20 protein-coding genes are annotated in these 21,928 nt (G+C 63.1%); 8 read left to right on the top strand and 12 right to left on the bottom strand.

The genetic code is table 11. The features are described 5' to 3' along the window. On the top strand, positions 1–152 hold a 152-nt coding region (locus SOM26_RS17520; protein WP_320453993.1), incomplete at its 5' end, for an integrase core domain-containing protein. 760 nt (positions 153–912) lie between these two features. Here the strand turns inward: SOM26_RS17520 and SOM26_RS17515 are convergent. Continuing rightward, entirely contained in the window at positions 913–1,608 is a 696-nt protein-coding gene (locus SOM26_RS17515) for an aspartate/glutamate racemase family protein (protein ID WP_320453992.1), read from the bottom strand. Between the two features lie 192 nt (positions 1,609–1,800). Here SOM26_RS17515 and SOM26_RS17510 point away from each other — a divergent pair, with 192 nt between their 5' ends. Then, positions 1,801–2,529: a 3-keto-5-aminohexanoate cleavage protein gene (locus tag SOM26_RS17510; RefSeq protein WP_320453991.1), complete on the top strand. Its 729-nt coding sequence runs from the start codon at positions 1,801–1,803 to the stop codon at positions 2,527–2,529. Positions 2,530–2,573: 44 nt separating this feature from the next. Here SOM26_RS17510 and SOM26_RS17505 read toward each other — a convergent pair whose 3' ends face one another. Then, entirely contained in the window at positions 2,574–3,293 is a 720-nt protein-coding gene (locus SOM26_RS17505) for a carbon-nitrogen hydrolase family protein (protein ID WP_320453990.1), read from the bottom strand. 221 nt (positions 3,294–3,514) lie between these two features. On the opposite strand from SOM26_RS17505, the gene hchA reads away from it, so the two are divergent. Then, the gene (hchA, locus tag SOM26_RS17500; protein ID WP_320453989.1) at positions 3,515–4,384 is read left to right on the top strand and encodes a glyoxalase III HchA; all 870 of its coding nucleotides are present in this window, start codon (positions 3,515–3,517) and stop codon (positions 4,382–4,384) included. A 2-nt stretch (positions 4,385–4,386) separates the two neighbouring features. Next, a complete protein-coding gene (locus SOM26_RS17495) occupies positions 4,387–5,106 on the top strand; it encodes a PA1136 family autoinducer-binding transcriptional regulator (RefSeq protein ID WP_320453988.1) in 720 nt (239 codons plus the stop codon). Positions 5,107–5,401: 295 nt separating this feature from the next. On the opposite strand, the gene SOM26_RS17490 is transcribed toward SOM26_RS17495, so the two are convergent. Next, positions 5,402–5,638: a helix-turn-helix domain-containing protein gene (locus SOM26_RS17490; RefSeq protein ID WP_320453987.1), complete on the bottom strand. Its 237-nt coding sequence runs from the start codon at positions 5,636–5,638 to the stop codon at positions 5,402–5,404. Then, positions 5,638–6,333 (bottom strand): hypothetical protein, encoded by a 696-nt coding sequence (locus tag SOM26_RS17485; RefSeq protein WP_320453986.1) that lies wholly within the window; start codon positions 6,331–6,333, stop codon positions 5,638–5,640. The genes SOM26_RS17490 and SOM26_RS17485 overlap by 1 nt, the downstream gene beginning before the upstream one ends. A 93-nt stretch (positions 6,334–6,426) precedes the next feature. Between SOM26_RS17485 and SOM26_RS17480 the strand changes: the two genes are divergently transcribed. Then, positions 6,427–7,530: a S8 family peptidase gene (locus SOM26_RS17480; RefSeq protein WP_320453985.1), complete on the top strand. Its 1,104-nt coding sequence runs from the start codon at positions 6,427–6,429 to the stop codon at positions 7,528–7,530. A gap of 804 nt (positions 7,531–8,334) precedes the next feature. Here SOM26_RS17480 and glsA read toward each other — a convergent pair. The 6 genes from glsA to SOM26_RS17450 form a co-directional block, all read right to left on the bottom strand. After that, positions 8,335–9,243, bottom strand: a complete 909-nt coding sequence (gene glsA, locus SOM26_RS17475) for a glutaminase A (RefSeq protein WP_320453984.1) — start codon at positions 9,241–9,243, stop codon at positions 8,335–8,337. Positions 9,244–9,613: 370 nt separating this feature from the next. Continuing rightward, the gene (locus SOM26_RS17470) at positions 9,614–11,161 is read right to left on the bottom strand and encodes a sulfatase family protein (protein WP_320453983.1); all 1,548 of its coding nucleotides are present in this window, start codon (positions 11,159–11,161) and stop codon (positions 9,614–9,616) included. Further along, positions 11,161–13,458: a TonB-dependent receptor gene (locus SOM26_RS17465; RefSeq protein ID WP_320453982.1), complete on the bottom strand. Its 2,298-nt coding sequence runs from the start codon at positions 13,456–13,458 to the stop codon at positions 11,161–11,163. The genes SOM26_RS17470 and SOM26_RS17465 overlap by 1 nt, the downstream gene beginning before the upstream one ends. Positions 13,459–13,546: 88 nt before the next feature. Next, positions 13,547–14,779 carry an MFS transporter gene (locus SOM26_RS17460; protein ID WP_320453981.1) on the bottom strand — a complete coding sequence of 411 codons (1,233 nt, stop codon included), beginning with the start codon at positions 14,777–14,779 and terminating at the stop codon, positions 13,547–13,549. 66 nt (positions 14,780–14,845) lie between these two features. Beyond that, positions 14,846–15,916, bottom strand: coding sequence for an LLM class flavin-dependent oxidoreductase (locus SOM26_RS17455; RefSeq protein ID WP_320453980.1), 1,071 nt, complete (start codon positions 15,914–15,916; stop codon positions 14,846–14,848). Beyond that, entirely contained in the window at positions 15,913–16,806 is an 894-nt protein-coding gene (locus tag SOM26_RS17450) for an aldo/keto reductase (RefSeq protein WP_320453979.1), read from the bottom strand. Before SOM26_RS17450 ends, SOM26_RS17455 begins: the two co-directional genes overlap by 4 nt. A gap of 31 nt (positions 16,807–16,837) precedes the next feature. Here SOM26_RS17450 and SOM26_RS17445 point away from each other — a divergent pair, with 31 nt between their 5' ends. Beyond that, positions 16,838–17,932 (top strand): Gfo/Idh/MocA family protein, encoded by a 1,095-nt coding sequence (locus tag SOM26_RS17445; protein ID WP_320453978.1) that lies wholly within the window; start codon positions 16,838–16,840, stop codon positions 17,930–17,932. A 167-nt stretch (positions 17,933–18,099) separates the two neighbouring features. Here the strand turns inward: SOM26_RS17445 and SOM26_RS17440 are convergent, their stop codons facing one another. Beyond that, positions 18,100–18,990 carry a LysR family transcriptional regulator gene (locus SOM26_RS17440; protein ID WP_076715707.1) on the bottom strand — a complete coding sequence of 297 codons (891 nt, stop codon included), beginning with the start codon at positions 18,988–18,990 and terminating at the stop codon, positions 18,100–18,102. A gap of 92 nt (positions 18,991–19,082) precedes the next feature. Here SOM26_RS17440 and SOM26_RS17435 point away from each other — a divergent pair, with 92 nt between their 5' ends. Then, entirely contained in the window at positions 19,083–20,261 is a 1,179-nt protein-coding gene (locus tag SOM26_RS17435; protein ID WP_320453977.1) for an epoxide hydrolase family protein, read from the top strand. A gap of 15 nt (positions 20,262–20,276) precedes the next feature. Beyond that, positions 20,277–20,855 (top strand): NAD(P)H-dependent oxidoreductase, encoded by a 579-nt coding sequence (locus tag SOM26_RS17430; protein ID WP_320453976.1) that lies wholly within the window; start codon positions 20,277–20,279, stop codon positions 20,853–20,855. Positions 20,856–21,460: 605 nt separating this feature from the next. Here the strand turns inward: SOM26_RS17430 and SOM26_RS17425 are convergent. Next, positions 21,461–21,781, bottom strand: a complete 321-nt coding sequence (locus SOM26_RS17425; protein ID WP_320453975.1) for a hypothetical protein — start codon at positions 21,779–21,781, stop codon at positions 21,461–21,463. Positions 21,782–21,928 lie beyond the last annotated feature (147 nt).

Below are 21,928 nucleotides of genomic sequence, written 5' to 3'. Positions count from 1 at the left end.
GCGTGAACCCCAAGCCCGACGCGCAGACCGTCATCGCGCAGCTACCAGCTTGGCTCGACCACTATAATGAGGTGCATCCACACCGCGCCCTCGGCCACAGGTCACCCCGCGAGTTCATCGCGACAACACGCGAGGTCCTGTCAGCCATTTAGGGGGCAACAACAACGGCTATATCCACTTGCTTGCCAGATCGCAGTGCGAGCAGCTTCCCTACCAAAAGCAGGTCGTGATCCTTGTAATTCGAATGTTCTGAAACGCCCCCCCCTTCACCGAACGTACAAATGCGCTTGCTTCCACGCCAATCGGCCGATTGGCGGGCAGTGAAGTAGTGATCGTGCGAGGCTGCGGTGCCGACATTGCCGCTGATGAAACCATTAGCGTAAGCACGGTGGCGACGTAGCGCATCGTTTACTTCTTCCGAGAGGATGCGTCTGTCTGCTCTCAATCAATCTGACCTGCAAGTGGCCTAGCGCTAGCTTCGCGACCAGATTCCCGCAATTCGATCTCTGCGGGAATGGCTCGCCCTTGTCCCGTGAGCGTTTCGTCGGGCGGCATTTCCCGTTTGACGGATGGAACACTAGCGATCAGCATCGCGGAATGTCATCCGTCCTCTCGCGTTTGCGTCGCGCAGCGATGCGTCGGCCTCGGTGGCGAACGCCACTCAATATCGTCGTGATAGGATCGGCCTGGCTGGCAGATCGGCTGTTGGGCTGGAGCAGATGGCCACTGAACCGGCATGATTATGTTTTCGCCGCTGCTCTTTTGAGCGTGAGCGTCGCTGTGGATCTGTGGAGTTTGCGATCCGATACATGGCGAGCCTAAGCCGGGCGGGATCGAGCGCATTCCCATTGCCCGATCCCCTGGGAAAGATTGGGCCATCTCGCTGGCCGTTCCTTTGTGGGAACGTGGCGTTTAGCCGGACAACGCCATCTCAATCGCCGCTGCCGCATGGAGAGCGGTCGTGTCGAAGATCGGCACCTGACTGTCTTCCGGCCGGACCAGAAGCATGATTTCGGTGCATCCCAAGATCACCGCCTCCGCGCCGTTCTCGACCAGTCGGGCAATGATAGCGCGGTAAGCATCACGCGATGCCGGCAGGACCTTACCCGCGACCAGTTCCTCATAGATGATGCGATGTACGGTAGCGCGATCCTCATCGTTCGGAATGATGACATCAAGACCGTGCTGATCGGTGAGCCGTCCTTTGTAAAAGGCGTGCTCCATTGTGAACGCGGTGCCGAGCAGCCCGACCTTCCTGAAGCCGGCCGCCTTGATGCGTTCGGCCGTGGGATCGGCGATATGAAGCAGGGTCACGCCCACCGCCGCCTGCACGTCGGACGCCATGCGGTGCATGGTGTTGGTGCAGATCAGCAGCACGTCCGCACCGCCCGCTTCAAGGCGCCGTGCCGCATCGACCATGCGCGTCGTCAGGCCCGGCCAATCGCCCCTATGCTGCAAATCCTCGATTTCCGCGAAGTTGAACGACCACAGGAGGCACCGGGCCGATGCGGTCGGGCCGAGCCGGTCCCGCACCCCCTCGTTGAGGATACGGTAATACTCGGCGGAACTCTCCCAGCTCATGCCGCCGATCAGGCCGATCATCTTCATGCCTCAATATGCTCCGCTCTCATCCGCCGTTCGACCACACCTATGAGTTTCAAGAACCCTGTCACGTTCTCTTTTCACCATGGTGAAATGGGAAAGCGCGAGCCATCGAATAGCCACGCTCGATCGGCCTTCACCGGCCTTGCACGCCGGTTTAGGATCACACGGCAATGATCGTGACGTGCAGGGGAAGTCGTGACGTTTTTACAAGCAGCGCTGAACGGGGATCGACAGCACGACGCCGTTCCCCATTCTCCCGATGCCATCGCGGCCGACGCGGAAGCGGTGGTGAGAGCCGGAGCGCATTCCGTCCATGTCCACGCTTATGATGCAGCCGGGCGGGAAACGCTGAACGCTGTGGAATGCGATGCAGTCGTTGCGGCCATCCGCAGGCGCTGCCCCGGCGTTCCTGTCTCGCTCACGACTTCGGCCAGCATCGTCTCCGATCCCTTGCGCCGTCTCGCGATGGTCAAGGAATGGAAGGTTCTGCCCGATCTCGTGACCGCCAATCAGGGTGAAGCCGGGATCGTAGAGCTGGCCGAATATCTGCTCTCGCGCGGCGTGGGGATCGAAGCCGGATTGCTGTGCCCGGACGACGCATATCGCTTCGTGGCGTCTGCCTTGCCCGGTCGGTGTCATCGGGTCTTGATCGAACCCCTTGATCCTGATCCAGAGACGGCCTCGCGGGACGCGGCCGCGATGGAAGCGATCCTGGCCGATGGGGGGATCACGCTCCCGCAAATTCATCATGGCTTTGACGGTTCGTGCTGGGCGGTGAACCTACGAGCTCTGGAGCGCGGACACGGCATCAGGACCGGCATGGAGGATGTGGTTGTATTGCCGGACGGGCAGCCCGCGCGCGACAATGCCCATCTCGTCATATCTGCGCGCACGCTGATCGACGGCATAGCGAAGCGTAGCTGACAGGCGCATCCCCAATGGGATGGTGAAACAGGAATGCCGCCAGCTTAGCCAGCGGGTATATCATAGACCGCCACGCCCTCATTCAACTCCTGCACGCGGCCCACAACGCTGCCCTCCGGCATCACGATTGCAGTGCATCCCCAGCTCATAAGGCCGCCCGAGGTGCCGGTTACATCGGATGATGCCACCCAGCACCCCGTCTGGCGCGCCCGGTCGATCAGGTTCGCCAAGCTCTTTTCCCGCCAGCGATCTGCCGTTTCGGAGCGAAGCATGTTGTTGAGGGGATAGAGGATTAATCGACCGCCCTGATCGGCTATGCGCTGAGCCGCGCCGGGATGGTTGGCGTCGTTGCAGATGTTCACGCCATAGCTGACGGCGGACCGCCGAAAGATGGGAAAGTCCCTGCCGGCGGTCACGCCCGGCTCGTTCGGATGCGCTTTCGCGTATCGGCCGACAACCTGACCACCTTCGACGACGAACGCGCTATTGAAGACCTGCCCGTCCATGAGGTCGAACGCTCCGACCACCAGCGTCGCGCGGAACGCCTCCACCCGCTCACATAAGGCAGCGATAACCGGGGTGCCTTTGTTCGCGCGCGACCGGATCGTCTCCGGGTCATAGGAGTGGCCAAGCAGGAACGCCTCTGGGAAGACGATGAGATCGACGCCTTCCCGGTCGGCCCAGCGAAGTCGATCCACGATCACGTTACCGGCGCGGCGCGGGTCATCGAGGATCGAGGAGCATTGAACAACGGCGATACGCATCGACGGCAGCTTTGCCCTCAATCGCGCATTCCCGAAAGGGAACGGCAGTCGAGACGGCCAGGGTTTTCCCATTGGGATGGTGAAATGGGAATGGAGGGCGCTTCTCAAAACTCACAGAACAACGGTTCCGAGAAGGGTACCCCCTTGCAGAGATTGAGGGATATCCCGCATTCAAAGGGTGGTCAGGATCGTTATCAATGGCAGCCAGAGGAGAACCGACAATGAGCATCCTGCCACTAAGCAAAAACCCGCAACCGGATGATGCGGAGTTCAACGCCTTCTTCCCATCCAAGTTCTCATTGAGCCAGTTCACCAGCGCGAAGAGCGACCTTGAAGGCGCCGACTATCCACAGCCCTACACGGGCACCCGGCGCATTTTGTTGATCGGCACCGACGAGCGTTACCTGAAGATGGAGAACGGCACCCTGTTCTCGACCGGAAACCATCCGGTCGAGACGCTGGTGCCGATGTATCACCTGCACAAGGCCGGGTTCGAGTTCGACATCGCCACCGTGTCGGGCAATCCGGTCAAGTTCGAGTTCTGGGCGATGCCCAAGGAAGACGAGGCGATCACCGGCCTGCACGAGGCGTATCTGGAAGGGTTCCAGCAGCCCTTGAAACTCGCCGACGTGGTGGCCGGACTGGGGCCGGACAGCGACTATGCCGCCGTGTTCATCCCCGGCGGTCACGGCCCACTCGCCGGCCTGCCGTTCAGCGAGGAGGTGGGTGCGGTGCTGCGCTGGGCACTGGACAACGACCGGCACATCATCTCGATCTGCCATGGCCCGGCCGCCCTCCTCGCCTGCACGCCCAAGGTCGATGGCGAGCCGTTCCCGCTGGCGGGCTACAGCATCACGGCTTTCCCGGACTCCGCCGATCGCCAAACCCCCGAGGTCGGCTACATGCCGGGGCAGCTCGCATGGCACTTCGGCGAGAAGCTGAAGGCGCTCGGCGTCACCATCCTCAATACCGAGGTGGACAAGTCTACCCACCAGGACCGTAAGCTGTTGACCGGCTCCAGTCCGTTCGCCGCCAACAACCTCGGCAAGCTGGCGGCCGAGACGCTGCTGGCCGAGATGGCGACCGCCTGACCATGCGCGGCGCGGCGCTGGCTGGTGCAGCGACAGTCGTCGCCGCTATCGAGGCAAGCGTAGACGAAGGCGCGCTCCACGACGCGGTGCGCGCCTTCGTTGCCCCAATAGGGTACGATCGCTTCGTCATCTACACCGCTCCACCGCCAGGCGACGGCGCGGTCGATCGCATCTTGTGGATTGAGGGCGACTGGTTCGGGGCGGGCCAGGAAGTCAGTCCCGCGACCTATCTGGCACGCTGCCCGGTGAACCGACATGTGCTGGAAACGGATCAGCCGTTCTTCTGGACGAAAAGCGGCGGGGCGGATCATGAAACTTACCGCGTCGTAACGCATCCGCACGGCACCGGCCTGCATGGCTTGCAGGTGCCGGTATTCGGCCATGCCGGACTGATCGGCGCGGTTAGCTTCGGCGGCCGATCCATCGACAGCTCGATCGAGGCACGACTGGCATTGACCCTGATCGGCACCGCGGCGTTCCACGCGGCCGAACGGCTGGTAGGGCCGATCGGAGTGAAGGTCGTACCGCAACTATCGAAGCGCGAGCGCGAGGTGATCCGCTGGATTGCCTCGGGGCGCCGACAGGCCGATGTGGCCCTGCTGCTCGGTCTGTCAGAGCGCACTATCGAGAACCATCTGCGCCGCATCCGCAACCGGCTGGGCGCCGCCAGCACCGCGCAGGCCGTCCACTTGCTGATGCGCGCCAGCAACCTGGACGCATGATTACGCTGCAAGGACACATAGCTAAGTGCGCTGTATGTTGCTTCCCGCAAACGAACGGCCGGTGAGACGGCCGGCGCGCTCTCGGAATCGATGGAAATCCGGGAATTGAGACGCCATTCGTAACGTTAGGTTCGAACGGCCCCGGAGAAGTTAAAGACGGTGAGGTATCGACGCATAGGACTTTCATGACGAAAAGGGCTTTGAGTGCGGCGGACACCAGCGAACCGATGCGACGCGAGATGCAGGCGTTCGCAGCGTGCCGGCCGAGACGAGGGGTGCGGAGGAATGCACGGCGTCAATCGCTAGCATCCGGGCGAAGGTCGTCGTCGGACGCTTCATAGGAGAGGATATCGCCCGGCTGGCAATCGAGGTAGCGGCAGATGGCGGACAAGGTGGAGAATCGCACGCCCTTGACCTTGCCCGACTTGAGCAAGGACAGGTTCGATTCGGTAATGCCGATCGCTTCTGCCAGTCGCTTCGACCGCACCTTCCGCTTCGCGAGCATGACGTCGAGTTGGACGATCATCGGCATCAGACGAAACGGTCCAGGTCGCGCCGTGCCTTCAACGCCGCCTCGACCGCCCAGATCGCCGCGTAAGCGGCAAAGGCGAGCAGAAGGCCGCCGGCAATCGGGGCGAGCAGGATCGTTGTGATGATCTGGAAGCCGTAGGGCATGCCAGGCGACAGCCATGTCTCCAGTGCACTTTGGTGAACCGGACCGGCGAGCGTCCAGACGATCGCCGCCAGCGAGGCGCGGCGGAGCCACGGCAGCGCCCCTTCGAGCGTATCGGCGCCGCTACCGCCCAGGCGCCGTAGCGCGACCCCGACGCTGCCGAGCAACGCCATGAAGGGCAAAAGGTCGATCGCCGCGATGGCAGTTAGCCCGATGCGAACATCGGTTCGCGCAACATGAGCGTCAAACTGGGCGCGAGCGGGCGGCGACATCTCGATCTCCATCCGGCTTTCCTCCGGTAATAACGTCGCAGCCCGGGCGTTCCAGACGCAGCCATAGCCTCCGCCGCAGATCGGCCCGGCGCCTGGCGTCAAGCCTGCGGCCGCGATCACGACCGGCATGACGGCTGCACTCAGGAGGAATAGTACGCCTGCCAACCGGCACAGACGCGCCTTGCGCGGAGGAAGAAAATAACCAGAAGGCATGGATGACTTTCTGTTTGACGAAAATTTATCATCATCATACGGGGCATGCATTGCTTTTAACAGCGTCATGCGACGGGGGCGAATGTGATGATGCGGGACCGCAGTGACGGCGAGGCAACGACAGGGAAAGGAACTTCTTCGGCGGCATCCCGTCACCGTCGCGTGCGCCGTCTGTTCCTTTTCCGGGCAAGATGGCTTCATGTCTCTGCATTGATTCCGGCGGCGCTGCTCGCCGCGTGCGGCGGAGGCGGCGAAGGAGCCAGCGGGACGGTCCTGGTAGTGCCTGGCCCTTCATCCTCCGGCACATCGCCGACGCCTACCCCCTCATCTACGTCGCCCCTCACCGCTCAACAGATCGAGGACCAACAATCGAGCTCCGCAGCCGCAGCGAACGCCGACGCCGCCTATCGTGCGGGCGCGACCGGCCGCGGCGTCAAGATTGCGATCATCGACACCGGCATCACCCCAGGTCTCACCGAGTTCAGCAGCCGGATCGATCCTGCCAGCGCCGACATGGCCGGGACGCGCGGTTTGACCGATCCCAGTGGTCACGGCACGCTGATGGCGTCCGTAGCGCTTGCGGCACGCGACAGTCGCGGCATGCATGGGGTCGCCCCCGAAGCGACGCTTGTGTCCTTAAACGCCTCAAACCCGGCGACCTGTCGTTCCGCCGACGATTGCCCGGCTTCGGCCGAGTTGCTCATCCGCGCGATCGATGCTGCCATCGACGCGAAGGTCCGGGTCATCAACATCTCGGCGACGACGGACATCACTCACGAGACCCTCATAGCAGCCGTCCGCCGTGCCGCGGCCGCCGGCATCGTCACGGTGATCAGCGCTGGTAACAACAACGGCGACGCACGTCAGCCGCTGCTCCTCTCGCGTTCCTTCGCCGAAGCGGCTCCGGGGTGGGTGATCATCGCAGGCGGGCACGACACGTCCGGAGCCTTCGACTATCAGCTCGCAAATCGGGCGGGGGGCAGTCCGGCGGCCGCCTGGTATTTGACGGCCTTGTCGCGGGACGTCGTGATGACCGATCGCAACGGTAGCCTCGTCCGCTACAGCGGCACCTCGCCGGCCGCCGCTGCGATCAGTGGTGCAGTGGCTCTGGTCGCGCAGGCGCGGCCCAACCTGACGGGCGCGCAGATCGTCACGTTGCTGCTCGCTAACACCACGGACGCCGGGACGCCGGGTCCCGATAACGTATTCGGCAGAGGCATTCTCAACATTGCCGCTATCTTCACCGCCCTACCACCGGCTGGATGAAAATCCTGGCGGCGCACATAATCAAGCCAATCGACGTTTACTTTCTCATAAACGAACCGAAGGTGGCAAGCCTGCGGGCCTGGACCACGCTGATTCCCTCTCAGGAGCTCAGATTCTCAAAACCCGTTCCCAAATGCTCCCTCCTAAAATTGCACCACATAGACGGAGTTACGGGATCGTAGAGCGTCCGCTAACGGCGGCATTCCGGGAAGGCGGCCAGGACCCAATTCCGGCCGTTCGCTGGTGCCTTCTCGCTTCCCGAAAGCTGCCGCTCGTTCATATAAGCGGACCGGCTGCTTGAGCGAGCCCGATCGGCCCCTCGGAACGGCGAAGATTGATGGCGAACGGTCCGTCCGCTTAAGCGCAGTCTATAGTGAAAATCGGCTGTTCGCCTGCCTGCTCAAAACGACGTAGCGCCCACGGCTATTGCGATCAGTACCGCGTAGAACAACATAACAAACGACCAATAGGCGAACGGCCTATCTTGCCGCGCTATCATCAGAACCGGCCCATCCGTGTCGAAAACCCTGATGCGTCCGGTTCGAAGCATGCGAGATGCGCGCCAGCCAGCCCAGAGAAGCGCAACGACTAAGCCAATCTTGACGGCCGGGATCATTCGCCAGTGCCTTCTCAACGTCTGCTATCGGGCAGGGTATCGGCGCCTCTGAACGGCCACAAGAGGGCGAAAGGGGCCGCCCTGCCCTACTGCCGCCACGACCCAATTCCGGTCGTTAGGGGGCGATGCTCGCGTGCCCAGGTTCGGACATTCGTTCAGGGCGATGGGCGTCAAGTTCCATCGCTAGGCTATGGTCGACAATTCGAACTGAGCGGCGATCCAAACACCGACCACCCGGTGCGCGACGCCAGCATCTCGAGCGCGCGAACCCCGAGGATCGAGTTGCCGTGCTGGTCCAGGTTGGGCGACCATGCGGCAATGGACGCGACCTCGGGAGCAACCGCCAAAATCCCGCCGCCTACGCCACTCTTGGCCGGTAGCCCCACCCGCACCGCGAAGTCGCCCGAGCCGTCGTAGTGCCCGCAAGTCATCATCAGCGCGAGAACCGTGCGCATGCGTTTCGCCTCAACCTGACCGGCGTCGTCCTTTCCGGTAAGCCGAGTCTGGGCTAAAAATTGACCAGCCTTTGCCAGTCCTTCGCAGTCGACCATAATCGCGCACTGCCGCACATAGGCGTCCATCACCGAGTCGCTGTCCGAGCGGACGTTGCCGTGGTGGCGCATGAAGCTGAGCATTGCCCGATTGAGGTCGCCGCCTTCGTGCAACACATCGTCATCGAGCGGGACGTTATTGCCGTCGAGTTGCTCGCTGACGAAGTTAACCACCGAGTCAGGGCCACCGGTTTGCTCTACCAGCATGTCGGCGATGACGAGCGCGCCGCCATTGATGAAGGGGTTGCGCGGTAGGCCACCCGTCCGCTCTAAATCCACGATCGAGTTAAAGGGATCGCCGGATGGCTCGCGTCCTACCCGCTCGAATACGGCATCCCCCCGCTCGCACAGAGCAAGGTTCAGCGCCAGCACCTTCGAGATGCTCTGGATCGGGAAGGTGTCGATTGCACCCACTTGAACGACCGGGCCGTCGACTGGCACGATCGCCATGCCGAAGCGGCCCGGCTCCGCGTCCGGGTTCTTCGCGTCTGCCGAGCCCTCGATCTCCAGCGCCTTGGCGTCAATTTCGTCGGCGATGGCGGTCACGATGCCGGTCAAGTCCATGCGGTCACTCCAGAATGCTGTCAGCGGAACGAGCCTCGCGTGAAATCGGGTGCGCTATTTGACCGCGAACTGGGGCGGCGTTAGACGCTCCCTACGAAGTAGACCTCAATCGCTCGCACAACGAGATGCAGCGGCTTACCCCTACGCTATATTCTCGATGCCTGAGTTGCACCGCCGGTGATCGGTCGCGCCGCAACCGCAACGACCCATATCCGGTCATTCAAGGCGCATTATCAGTGGCCCATTTACAGACATTCATTTAGGTAGAAATCACGGTGTCGGGATATGCATCTTGTGCAATTTATCCGACAATCGAAGTTGCTCGTACGGCATAGAAGCTCGCGGTTAACGATCATGCCGGCTTGCCCGATCGATAGAATTGTGGCGGGAACGGGGCCTGTGACGGCCCTTTTGGATCGCGGAGTTCATTTCGCTGTCCCGCATCAGCACTTAATGGGATCGCCATGCCGTGGCTTTGCTCGAGTAGTGTGAAAAGCTTCCCACTCATTCGCGCGGCGAGATCCTCATGACCGGGGCTAGCAATGAGATTGTTCGTTTCATGCGGATCCTCGGCAAGATCGTATAGTTCGTCGATGTCCCAGATGCCGTGGAAATGCATATATTTGTACCGGTCCTCGCGCAGGGCGTAGACGGTTGGGGTCTGCGGGAAATTCCGTTCCCAATAATATTCGTAGAGAAGTTCGTCTCGCCACGGCGCGTTCACGTCGTGCAACAGCGGCAGCGCGTTGGCCCCAGCCATGCCGTCCGGCGCGCGAAGTCCAGCAGCAGCGAGCAGCGTGGGAGCGATGTCGATATTGGCGACCACCTGTTCCACCACGCTGCCGGCCGGGAACAGCCCCGGGCAGCGCGCCAGCATCGGGATGCGCATCGATTCCTCATAGGCGGTGCGCTTGTCGATCAACCCATGCTCACCGAACATGAAGCCATTGTCGCCAAGATAGAGGATCAGCGTGTCGTCCAGCTCGCCGCGCTGTTCGAGCAGGTCCATGATCCGCGCCACCCCCTCGTCGACCGCGAGCAGCGTTTCCATATAACGCTTGTAATAGTCGCCGATGTCGAGCGTGCCGTGATAGGGATAGCCGACGCCGTGCCAGCTGTTGCGCTGGTTCTCCACCCACATCGGCCGCCCCGGCGCGTTCGGCGCCATCGAGGCGGGATAGCGGAACGTCTCCTTGTCGTACCGCCCCTTGTGACGCTCGGCCGGGACGAACTCGGAATGCACCGCCTTATGGGCCAGATGCAACATCCAGGGGCGGCCCTTGGAACGTTTGCCAATCCAGTCGATCGCGTAATCGGTCAGTTCGTCGGTGATATAGCCCTTTTGCGGTACGCGGCGACCATCGACGTTCAGTCCGTCGGCGCTTGGCAGATAGCTCCCCTGCCCCTTGAAGCTGACCCAATGGTCGAAGCCGGGCTGCGGGCCATCACCCTCGTCGCCCATATGCCATTTGCCGATGAAGGCGGTGTCGTACCCGGCGGCCTGGAGATATTCGGGATAGAATATGAGGCCCGGCGGGATCGGATGGTTGTTGTCAACCACCTTGTGCTGATGCGCATAGAGCCCGGTGAAGATCGATGCCCGGCTGGGCGAACAGAGTGCGGTGGTGACGAACGCGTTGCGAAAATGCGTTCCCTCGCGCGCCAGCCGGTCGAGCGTGGGCGTGTCACCGAAATCCTGCGCGTTCATGAAACCCATCGCGTCGTACCGATGATCGTCGGTCAGTACGACCAGGATGTTGCGCGGCCTGACGCCCGGCAGACGCGGTAGGCGGCGCGACCGACGCGGCTCGGGCGCGGCGCCCGCCGCCATCGAATAGAGGCCGAACGCACCGCCGGTCCCGGCGAGCAGCACCCCGCGCCGCGTCATGTCGCCGTTCATTAGAAGTCCTTTCGCAGCAGAAGGCCCGCGTAACGCCGGTCGTCGCGCGGCACGAAGCGGACGGTCCCGCCAAATGTGCCGTTGCTCAGGAAGCTGGCATAAGGAGTATTGGCGATGTTCTTCACATAGGCGCGCAACTGCCACCCGTCGCCGGGCCGGATCAGCGCCATGCTGGCGTTCCAGATGGAGTAGGCGGGCTGGACGGTGTTGGGCGTCTCGGCCAGCGAATATTGCACCTTGCTGCTGAAGGAGACGTCGCTCTGTAGCTCAAGCGAGAGGGCGTCCGAGAGCGCGAAGCGATAGGCCGCATTCTCGAACAGCCGAACGCGCGGCGCGAAGGGTAGCGGCTGGCCATTGATGTTGCAGCTGACCGGCGCGCCGACCGGGCAGTTGAAGTTGCGAACGGTGGCGTCGGTGAATGCGCCGGACAAGTCGACGGTGAAGCCCTTGGTCGGACGTAAAGTCACGTCCGCCTCGACTCCGCGCGAGCGGACCCATCCGGCGTTGATCAGCCGCGTGACTGGCGCGCCGCCAACCGAGTCCGTGAAGTTCGCCTGATAGCCGTCGAAATCGGTCGTATAGACTGCCAGTGCATAGCTGAGCGCGCGGTTGGCGGTGCTGCCCTTGATCCCGGCCTCAAAGGAATTGGACGTCTCCGGGTTCAGCGGCACTTCGTCGAGCAGGGTCGTCGCATTGAGCGAACGCATGTTAAAATAGACGTTGTAGGCAGGGCCCTTATAGCCGCGCGAATAGGTGAAATAGGTCTGGGCATGGTCGCCCAGATCGAGCTGGAGGCCGAGGCGATAGCTGTCGCCGCGCGCATCGGTGTGGCCCGTCGCATTGTGATAGGCACGAATGCCGGGCCGATCGAGCGACGCCGCACCGCTGTTCGTCGGGTCGTTGGTCGAGGTGCGGACATGGTAGAAGTCCAGCGTATCCCAAGTCGAACGATAGCCCGCGATACCCCGGAAATGCGGGGTGAAGTTGATGTTCGCCTCGCCGAACAGCGCGTAATTGTGGTTGGTGATGCCGTAATTGGCGACGCCGGTGGTGCTGGTCCGCGTCGCGCCCGACAGGGTGGTGAGCGCCCGCTGGTATCGCTCGTCGGTCCGCGCCCGCAGATAATAGGCGCCCAGCACATAATCGATCAGCTCGCCCTTGGGCGAGGTCAGCCGAAGCTCCTGCGAGAATTGGCGGCTGTTGACCATGCCGTCATCCGCGCCCGAGGGAAAGGCAGCCGTCAGCTGGGCGAGGCCATCATAATCCTGACGTTGCTTGTTCAGCCATTGCCGCCAAGCGGTGATCGACGTGACGTGATAGTTGCCCAGCGTCAGTTCGCCGGTCAACGAGCCACCATAATTTTCATCACGGACATTGGTATCGATATCGGTCGCCAGCTGACGGTTCGACGGCGACGCGACGATCCCCTGTCCGGCCAGCGCGGTGGCCAGGGCAGCCGAATCCGAAATGACGTTCGTCGGATAGGCGATCTGGCGGGTCGAGCTATAGACCCCCGCCACCGTCTCGCGCGTGTTCAGATAGTCGCCGATCGCAGTGATCTTCAGCGTGTTGAACGGCGTCACCACCAGCTTGCCGCGCGCCCCGTAACGGCGCGAGCCATTGGCATCATGGCCGGTCACGACATTGCGCAGATTGCCGTCGAAATCGCTATAGAGGCCGCCGATCAGCGCCTGGACCCTACCCGGCACGATCGCGCCCGACACGCCCGCCTTGATCCGATATTCCTGATCGGTCGTTGCCCCGGCCTCGCCAAAGGCGTGGAATTCGTCGGTGGGATTGCGCGTGACGATATTGACCACGCCCGCCGACGCGTTCTTGCCGAACAGGGTGCCCTGCGGCCCGCGCAATACTTCGATACGCTCGACCTCACCCAGGTCGAGCGTCGACTGACCCGGACGGGTCAGCACCACGCCGTCGAGCACGGTCGATACCGATGGCTCGACACCCGGTGACGTCGTGATCGTGCCGATCCCGCGGATGAAGACGGTGCGATCCTTGTTGGACGCGCCACTGCGAAAACCGACCGACGGGATCGAGGCTGCGATCCGCTCGAGGTTGTTGAGTTGCCGCTCCGCCAGCGCACCGCCCTCCAGCGCGGTTATAGCAATCGGCACCTGTTGCAGCGTCTCGTTGCGATAACGCGCGGTCACGACCACTTCGCCGTGGGCGGGCTTGGTCTCGGTCTTCGTGGCAGGTGCATCCTGCGCGGCAGCGGACGTAGCGATTAGCGTGAAGGCGGTGCCAACGAGCAGCACGGACAGGCGTCGATCGATCATCTGGTCCCCTTTTCAGATCGACGCGGAGGCTAATACCCACTCATCTACTAGGGAATAAAGAAGGACCTTGCCGGTCAGCAGCCGGACTTTAGCGTTCGGCCTCAATCAGCGACAGCCGGGGCAGCAGCAACTGCACCCAGCCGAACGCCCCCATATAGGCGATCGCCGCGAACAGCAGCAGTGGCAAATAGCCCAGCCCCGCCGCCAGGGTCAGCCCGGCGATCTTGGCGATCGCCACCCCGCCCATATTGCCGCAGAACGACCCAAACGCCGTCACCCGGCCGACCCGGTGCTGCGGCACGATATCGGCAATCATCGCAAAGATGTTGGTGGAAAAGGCCTGATGCCCGGCCAGCGCCAACGCCATAAGTGACACCGCGACCGCATAGTTGTGCGTCAGCAGCGCCAGCGGGATCGGGACGACGGCCAGTGCACCGCTAAGCAGTACGGCCTTGCGCGCGGCATTCACCGACCAGCCACGACCGAGCAGCCGGGTCGGCACAACACCGCCGACCAGCGAGCCGATCGCTGCACCGCCATAGGCCAGCGCCAGCGGCACGCCGAGTGCGACGCCCGACAGCCCGAACTGCCGGTGGAAAAAGTCGGGCAGCCAGAAGAGCAACAGCCACCAGGTCGCATCGGACAACAGCTTGGCCCCCGCCACAGCCCAGGTTCGCCGGTCGCGCAGCAGCGGTGCGTCGGGCAGCGGCACTGCTGCGTCGCTCGCTCTGGGCGCGGCAAAGACGATCCCCCGCGCCGCGATCAGCCAGGTCAACGCCCAACCCAACCCGATCAGTCCGACCGCGATGAACGTGCCCCGCCAGCCGAAGGTCAGGCCTAGAACCGGAATGGCGAGCGGCGCCAGGATCGCACCCAGGCTGTTGGCGGCATTGCCCGCACCGAACCCGGCGGACCGCCAGCGCGGCGGCAGAACGGCCGCGACCGTCTTGATGCCCGTGGGCGTCCCCATCGACTCGGTCGCCCCCAAAGCTATGCGCACCGCGATGAACGCGCCCATCGACCGCGCCCAGCCATGGAGCAAGGCCGCGACGCTCCACGCCGCCACCCCGATCGGATTGGCCCAGCGCACGCCCAAGCGGTCGACGATCCATCCGCTGAACAGGAACCCGACCGCCGCGCCGCCCTGAAACCAGGCGGCCAGCGTGCCGTAATCGTCATCGCTCCAGCCGAGATCGGCAGCGATCACGGGTTTGAGTACCGCGATGACCTGTCGGTCGACCAGGTTCAGCACGCCGGCGGTGATGACCAGCGCAAATAACAGCCCGCGATGGCGCGCACTCAATTCCCCGACATGTCTCATGCCCGCATCATGGCGAGACGCCGGGCATGGCGGCGAGACAGTTTCTCTATCGCCCTGCCAAGCCGGTCACAGCGTCAGCGGGGCATGCTCGATCCGGGGCAGGACATGGCGGGCGAACAGATCGGCCTCCGCCGCGTGCGGATAGCCCGACAGGATGAACGCATCGATGCCTGCTTCGCGATAGGCCTGCAGCTTGGCGAGAACCTGATCGGGATCGCCGACGATCGCCGCGCCGCAACCCGAACGCGCTCGACCGATGCCGGTCCACAGATTCGCCTCGACATAGCCGTCGTCGCTGCCCTCGCGCAGTTCGGCCTGCCGCCGGACGCCCGCCGATTGCGAGTCTAGCGAACGCGACCGGATCGCCGCGCCGGTGGCGTCGTCCAGCTTGGATAGCAATCGGTCGGCAGCGGCACGCGCCTCCGCTTCGGTTTCACGAACCACGACATGGACACGGTAGCCAAAGCGCAAGCTGCGGCCGCGCCGTGCTGCCCGCGCGCGCAGGTCGGCGACGATAGCGCGCACCCCCTCCATCGTGTCGGGCCACATCAGATAGACGTCCGCACCCTCGGCCGCTGCCTCACGAGCAGCCTCCGACAAGCCGCCAAAATAAAAGGGCGAGCACTGCCCCGAGACGGTAGTCACACGAGGCGGGTCGAGCTTCAGCTTCCAGAACTCGCCGTCATGATCGAGCGGCTTTCCGTCCAGCAGGGTACGCAGGATCTGCATCGCCTCGACCGTGCGGGCGTAGCGTGGCGCGCTGTCCAGCGTCTCGCCGGGCAGGTCGCTGGAGATGATATTGACCGTCAACCGGCCGCCCAGCATCCGGTCAATCGTCGCGATCTGCCGCGCCAGTTGCGGCGGCCAGCTCTCGCCAATCCGCACCGCCATCAGCAACCGCATCCGCCGGAGCAATGGGGCGATCCCGGCGGCAAAGGCGGTGGTGTCGATGCCCAGTGCAAAGCCGGAGGGCAGCAGGCAATTATCATAACCCGCCGTTTCCGCCTGCAACACGATGTCGCGGCAATGCTCCCAACTGGAGCGCAGCGCCGGATCGGGGACGCCCAGAAACTCGTAATCGTCGTCGCACAACGCCGAGAACCAGCTGATCTCGCAAGGGCCAAGCGTATCGGTCATGGCAGGTGCTCCCCCATTCCGGCTTGAAGCACCGCATACCATTCGGCGCGTGTCCACTCCACGCGGTACACGTCTGCCGCCGCACGGATGCGATCGGGATTTTGCGATCCGATGATTGGAATGATCCGCGCTGGATGCGCCATGACCCAGGCCAACGCAGCCGTAGCAGCATCGACACCCCAGCGCTGGGCGTGCTCTGCCAGCAGCGCACCTGCCAGTTGATCGCCTGCGACCAGCCGCCCGCCCGCCAGCGGCGACCAGGCGAGCACCGCCATGTCTCGCGCCATCGCCTGATCCAGCGTGCCATCGAACAGCGGTGTCGAATGCAGAGGCGAAAACTCAGGCTGGGTGGTCAGGATCGGCAGGTCCAGAAATGCGGAGAGCGCATCGATCTCGGCCGGGCTGTGGTTCGACACGCCGATCCCGGCGATCTTGCCCGCCTCCACCATCCGGGTCAACGCGGTGGCGACCTCCTGCGGATGGGTCAGGAAATCGCGACGATGAATCTGGTACAGTTCGACCCGTTCGACGCCCATGCGCGCCAGCGACGCGTCCAGCGCCCCTGTCAGATAGGTCGCGCTCGAGTCATAGGGACGGCCGGGCCAGATGCCGCCCTTGGTCGCGAGCACCATCCGCTCGCGCAGTTCCGGCGCCTCGGCAAGTACCCGGCCTAACAGCGCTTCCGACGATCCGAACCCGCCATCGTCGACGCCGTAGATGTCGGCGGTGTCGAACAGGGTGATCCCCGCATCGAGCGCCGCCTCGACACGGACACGCGCCGCGGAGACATCGTCGCCGGTGAAACGCCACATGCCCCAAGCTATTGGGGACACAAGGATTGCACTGTTGCCGAGCAGCCGTGCTTCGCGGGAAAGGCGGATCGTCGTCATCGGGCGTCGGAATGGCATAGGGACACGGGCAATGGTAGCCGCAATTCGATACGGGATCGTCGGGACGGGCATGATGGGCGTCGAGCATCTGCGCAACATCGCGCTGGTGCCGGGGGCGCAAATCGTGGCGATCGTCGACCCGGTGCCACAGTCGCTCGACTGGGCGCGTGACGCGCTCGGGGCGGCAGTGGCCGGCGTCACCGCCTACGACAGCGTCGAGGCCTTTGCCCGCGATGCGCGCGTCGACGCGATCGTCATCGCCTCCCCCAATCACACTCACCGCGCGGTGCTGGAACCGTTGTTCGGAATGGATGCGGCGATCCTGTGCGAAAAGCCGCTCGCCACCACCATGGCCGATGCCCGCTGGATCGTCGAGCGCGCTGCCGATCATGTCCGGCCGTTCTGGACCGGCATGGAATATCGCTTCATGCCCCCCGCTGCCGCCTTTATCGATGCCATCCATAGCGGGCGTGTCGGCCGTTTGCAGATGCTTTCGATCCGCGAGCATCGCTTCCCCTTCCTGCCCAAGGTCGGCGACTGGAACCGTTTCGCGGCGAATAGCGGCGGCACAATGGTTGAGAAATGCTGCCATTTCTTCGACCTGATGCGGCTGATCATCCAGGCGGAACCGGTGCGTGTCTATTGTTCGGGCGCGATGGACGTAAACCATCTCGACGAACGGTATGACGGCCGCACGCCCGACATCATCGATAACAGCTTCACTACCATCGACTTTGCTAATGGCGTACGCGCCATGCTCGACCTGTCGATGTTCGCGGACGGGGCCGAGCATCAGGAGGAGATGAGCGCGACCGGCGACATCGCCCGCCTCGACGTCCTGATCCCGCCCGGCGAACTGGTGTACAGCCCGCGCGTCGGCTTCGGCGGGAAAAAGCGCGTCGAGCGGACCCGCATCGCGATCGACCCGATGGCGCATGCGGCGGGCAGCCATGAGGGCGCGACCTATTACCAGCACCTTGCCTTTGCCGATGCGGTGCGCGGCGAGGGCCCCGTCCAGGTGTCCGCCGAGGACGGTCTTCGCGCGGTGGCGATGGGTGTCGCAGCGGAAATCAGCGCCCGCGAACACCGTGTGGTCGAAATGCATGAGGTCGAGGAGATAGTGTAATGTCGCGGCCTTGGCGTGGTTAGGCGCTTACCATGATCACATCGGGCATTGACCCAGAAGCGGACACTCGCAGCTTCCCGCCAGCTTACCAGGATCCGACATTCGTTCAGGTTGGAGGTAGCCGATACCGCGAGTATTCCTCATGTCGCCGCAGCCAACCGAAATCCTCATCCATCTGCGTGGCTCTTCGCAGCTTCGACCAAGGCGTCGATGAAGACCCGAACCTTCGCCGACAAGGCCCGGTGGCTTGGATAGAGCGCGTGGATGGCAACCTCGTGGGTACGACCGGCAGGCCACAACCTGACCAGTCGGCCCTCCTCGACAGGAGCTTTGACGAGGAAGTCCGGAAGCCGTGCGATGCCGCAGCCGCCAAGGACGGCGGGCAGGATCGCTGCGGCGTCGGAGATCACGGCGTGCGGGCGGAATTCGGCGATGCCCGCTTGTTCAGCTGCGCCGTCGTGATAGGCCACTGGCCGATCCGCATAGTCGAGCAGCGTATGGGCCTGGAGATCGGAGGCGCGAAGCGGCGTGCCGCGCACCGCGAGATAGTCAGGGCTCGCACACAGCCATGTCTTCGATGTCAGTAGGTGCTTCGCGATCAGATCGCTGTCGGCCAACGGGCCAACCCGGACAACCATGTCCACAAGTTCGGCTGGCATGTCGATGATGCGGTCCTCGATCTTCAGGTCGACGCGTACTTGCGGATAAGCCGCCATGAAGGACGGGAGCATCGGCGCGACAAGCGCGCTCGCGATCGTGAACGGCAGACTGATCCGCAATGTGCCGCTAGGCACGGCGGCAAGACCTTCGAGCGCCGCCCCCGCCTCGTCGACATCGGCGAGGATGCGAAGGGCGTGCGGCCGGAACAGGGTGCCAGCGTCGGTCAGGCGCATATGCCGGGTCGAGCGATCGAGGAGGACGGCACCGACCTGCTGCTCAAGCCTGGCCAATGCGCGACTGACCCCTGATTTTGGTAAGCCCAATGACCTTGCTGCGGCCGAAACGCTCATCAGGTCGGTGATGCGCACGAAAGCGCGAAGATCAGACAGGTCCATCATTGTTGCACCGTATGCAACACCTGTCGCGTATAGGCCATCTAATCAGGTCGCCATGCAACGACTATCCTTTCCCCGACACGAAAGGATGCACCATGAGCCCCACGATCAATCAGGCACAACCCGATGCGGTGACGGCGTTCCCGATCCACATACCCGACGCCGACCTCAGCGACCTCGCCGACCGGCTCGATCGTGTGCGTTGGCCCGACCCCGGCCCGACCACGGATGGGCGTCAGGGGCCCGCTTTGCCGACGATCCGGCGATTGGTCGAGCACTGGCGGGACGGCTACGATTGGCGGTCTACGGAGGCCATGCTCAACGGATGGGGCAGCAGCAGGACCGTAATCGACGGACTGGGCATCCACTTCCTACACATCCGGTCGCCACACGCGAATGCCACTCCACTGCTGCTGACGCACGGCTGGCCCGGCTCGATCCTCGAGTTCCGCGACCTGATCGGGCCGCTCACCGATCCGCAATCGCATGGCGGCGATGCCGCGGACGCCTTCCATCTCGTGATCCCGGCGCTGCCGGGCTTCGGCTTCTCGGACAAGCCCACCGGGCCCGGCTGGGGCGTGGGCCGCACCGCCGCGGCATTGGGGCAGCTGATGCAACGGCTGGGCTACGGCGACCGCTGGATGGCGCAGGGCGGCGACTGGGGGGCTGCGGTGACGACAGCGCTCGCCCATATGCGCGCGCCCGGTCTGGTTGGCATCCACCTCAACATGGTGATGTTTCAGCCAACGCACGCAGAAATCGCCGACGCAACGCCCGACGAACAGCGGATGCTTGACGACGCCCGGCGCTATGACCGGGAATACTCGGGCTACATGAAGCTGCAATGCACCCGTCCGCAATCGGTCGCATTCGCGCTGGCCGACTCCCCTGTAGGTCTGGCGAGCTGGATCTACGCGCTGTTTCAGGACGTATCCGACAGCGATGGTGAGCCCGAGCGCGTGATTTCGCTCGACCATCTCATCGACGACGTGATGCTCTACTGGCTACCAAACTCCGGGCCGAGTTCAGCGCGCTTCTACTGGGAGGCCGCGCAGGAGATGGCGCAGCGAATGCCACACGGTCCGATCCCGTTACCGGCCGGGGTCAGCATGTTTCCCGGCGAGCAGGTTCGGCTCTCGCGGCGCTGGGCTGAAGCGCGCTTCGCGGATCTGCGCTTCTTCGCTGAAGCGGATCGAGGCGGACACTTCGCAGCGATGGAGAACCCGCAGATGCTGGTCGAGCATATCCGTTCAACCTGCCGCACAGTCCGATAAACTGGAGTAGTATTAGTGCACATCCTCGTCGTCATGGCGCATCCTGCCGGCCCGTCGCTGACCCGCTCCGTTGCGTCTTCATTTCTCGATGCTGGAGCAGCGCTCGGACACACCGTCGAGCTTGCCGATCTGGTGGCGGAAGGGTTCGATCCGGTCTTCGGACCTGCTGACCATGCAGCGTTCACCGCAGCTGGCCCGACGTCGCCAGATGTGCGCCGGGAACAGCAGCGGATCGATCGGGCGGATCATCTCATTCTTGTCTACCCGGTCTACTGGTGGTCATTGCCGGCGGTGCTCAAGGGCTGGATCGATCGTGTGTTCGTGTCTGGGTGGGCATTCGAGGAAGGTGTCGATGGAGGCATCGTCAAGAAACTTGGACGGTTGAACGTCCATCTGATCGCGCTGGCAGGTGCCAGCGCCGCGACCTATGCCAAGCACGGCTATCGCGATGCAATGCGCGCCCAAATCGATCATGGCATCTTTGACTTCTGCGGCGCGACGGTGGTCACGTCGGAACTCGTCGATGGGCAAACGGACGATCTCGCCTCGGTGCCAGCAAGGGTTGCCAGCCTTATTGGCTGCCACCTTGCGTGACGGCCGATGCAGCTGCGCTGCCTGACAGACCCAAAATCGGTCATTGAGTGTGCGTCACCAGCTTCTCGTATTCTGCCATTCGTTCATATCGAAAACAGCGCATCATCCACCGTCTCGCTTCACCAATGAAGGTCCGGCATGGGTGGTTAATCGCCGTTCCACAGCCTGAACTTAGCGATGAACTGCCGCCCGCGAAGCGGACAGCGACGTTGACGAGGCGCTGACACCTGCCAGTGTGCCACATAGGCCGCGAGCACAGGCCCTCTTTCATCATACAGGTCAGACGAACACGCGCTTAAGTGGCCGTCTACCTTGATCCTGCAGGTTACCCGGACTTTGGCTTGGGGATATGGATACCGATCCCTTTGTGGCAGCGGGGGCATTGTAGGCCGCACCACCTTGAGATTAGCCGGAGTGAAAGCAGAAGGACAGTCAGCTTGTGCCGTAGTTGGAACCACAAGAAGAAGCGGCAACAAAGCAAGTCGTTCGTGCATCGCGGAAACCTATGCTCGACATCGGACGCCCGCAAGTCGGCGATCGCGGCATGTCTGCTCGGCGTGTTGAAGCGACAGGCAGCTTTTGGAGCGCCGCGGCCGACAAGCCAACTATACGCGGGCGAGCGCAAACCCTTGTTTCGTCGCCATCACATTATCCTCGTCGCGCAGGTCGTCCGATAATTCGATACCGGTGGGCACGCCGATAACGAAAATCTGCGACCAATCTGGATAGTGCTCTTGGACGTTCCAGATCGACCGCAATATTGCTTCACGCCCGACCTTCCCGCCTTCCGGGATGAATACGGCACTTCCGGCATCAAGATCGTCCTGCTTGTCAAACCATCGGCGGTTTTCGGCAGTATCTACGATCCACACAGCCCCTGCGGCGTGGCGCTCAAAAGCCGCATCGAAGATGATCGAAACTACCATATTGGCAATGTGCTCGATGGGCGGGCGGTTCGCAATGGCAGGTATCAGGCTGGCCGATAGCCACGGGAAACGGCGTCTGGCTGTGATTAACGGGACGCGAGCCTAATTCTGGTACGCCAATTGAATCGTAACATTTCAATAGACTGA

The organism is Sphingomonas sp. CFBP8993 (genome assembly GCF_034044895.1).
GTDB lineage: Bacteria > Pseudomonadota > Alphaproteobacteria > Sphingomonadales > Sphingomonadaceae > Sphingomonas.
This window is presented reverse-complemented; position numbering and strand designations above follow the sequence as displayed.

Bases quoted from the DNA above. Each gene is read 5' to 3' on its own strand.
- SOM26_RS17515 (WP_320453992.1), bottom strand. From the start codon at position 1,608: ATGAAGATGATCGGCCTGATCGGCGGCATGAGCTGGGAGAGTTCCGCC.
- SOM26_RS17505 (WP_320453990.1), bottom strand. From the start codon at position 3,293: ATGCGTATCGCCGTTGTTCAATGCTCCTCGATCCTCGATGACCCGCGC.
- hchA (WP_320453989.1), top strand. From the start codon at position 3,515: ATGAGCATCCTGCCACTAAGCAAAAACCCGCAACCGGATGATGCGGAG.
- SOM26_RS17495 (WP_320453988.1), top strand. From the start codon at position 4,387: ATGCGCGGCGCGGCGCTGGCTGGTGCAGCGACAGTCGTCGCCGCTATC.
- SOM26_RS17490 (WP_320453987.1), bottom strand. From the start codon at position 5,638: ATGCCGATGATCGTCCAACTCGACGTCATGCTCGCGAAGCGGAAGGTG.
- SOM26_RS17485 (WP_320453986.1), bottom strand. From the start codon at position 6,333: ATGACGCTGTTAAAAGCAATGCATGCCCCGTATGATGATGATAAATTT.
- SOM26_RS17470 (WP_320453983.1), bottom strand. From the start codon at position 11,161: ATGAACGGCGACATGACGCGGCGCGGGGTGCTGCTCGCCGGGACCGGC.
- SOM26_RS17465 (WP_320453982.1), bottom strand. From the start codon at position 13,458: ATGATCGATCGACGCCTGTCCGTGCTGCTCGTTGGCACCGCCTTCACG.
- SOM26_RS17460 (WP_320453981.1), bottom strand. From the start codon at position 14,779: ATGAGACATGTCGGGGAATTGAGTGCGCGCCATCGCGGGCTGTTATTT.
- SOM26_RS17455 (WP_320453980.1), bottom strand. From the start codon at position 15,916: ATGACCGATACGCTTGGCCCTTGCGAGATCAGCTGGTTCTCGGCGTTG.
- SOM26_RS17450 (WP_320453979.1), bottom strand. From the start codon at position 16,806: ATGACGACGATCCGCCTTTCCCGCGAAGCACGGCTGCTCGGCAACAGT.
- SOM26_RS17445 (WP_320453978.1), top strand. From the start codon at position 16,838: ATGGTAGCCGCAATTCGATACGGGATCGTCGGGACGGGCATGATGGGC.
- SOM26_RS17440 (WP_076715707.1), bottom strand. From the start codon at position 18,990: ATGATGGACCTGTCTGATCTTCGCGCTTTCGTGCGCATCACCGACCTG.
- SOM26_RS17435 (WP_320453977.1), top strand. From the start codon at position 19,083: ATGAGCCCCACGATCAATCAGGCACAACCCGATGCGGTGACGGCGTTC.
- SOM26_RS17425 (WP_320453975.1), bottom strand. From the start codon at position 21,781: ATGGTAGTTTCGATCATCTTCGATGCGGCTTTTGAGCGCCACGCCGCA.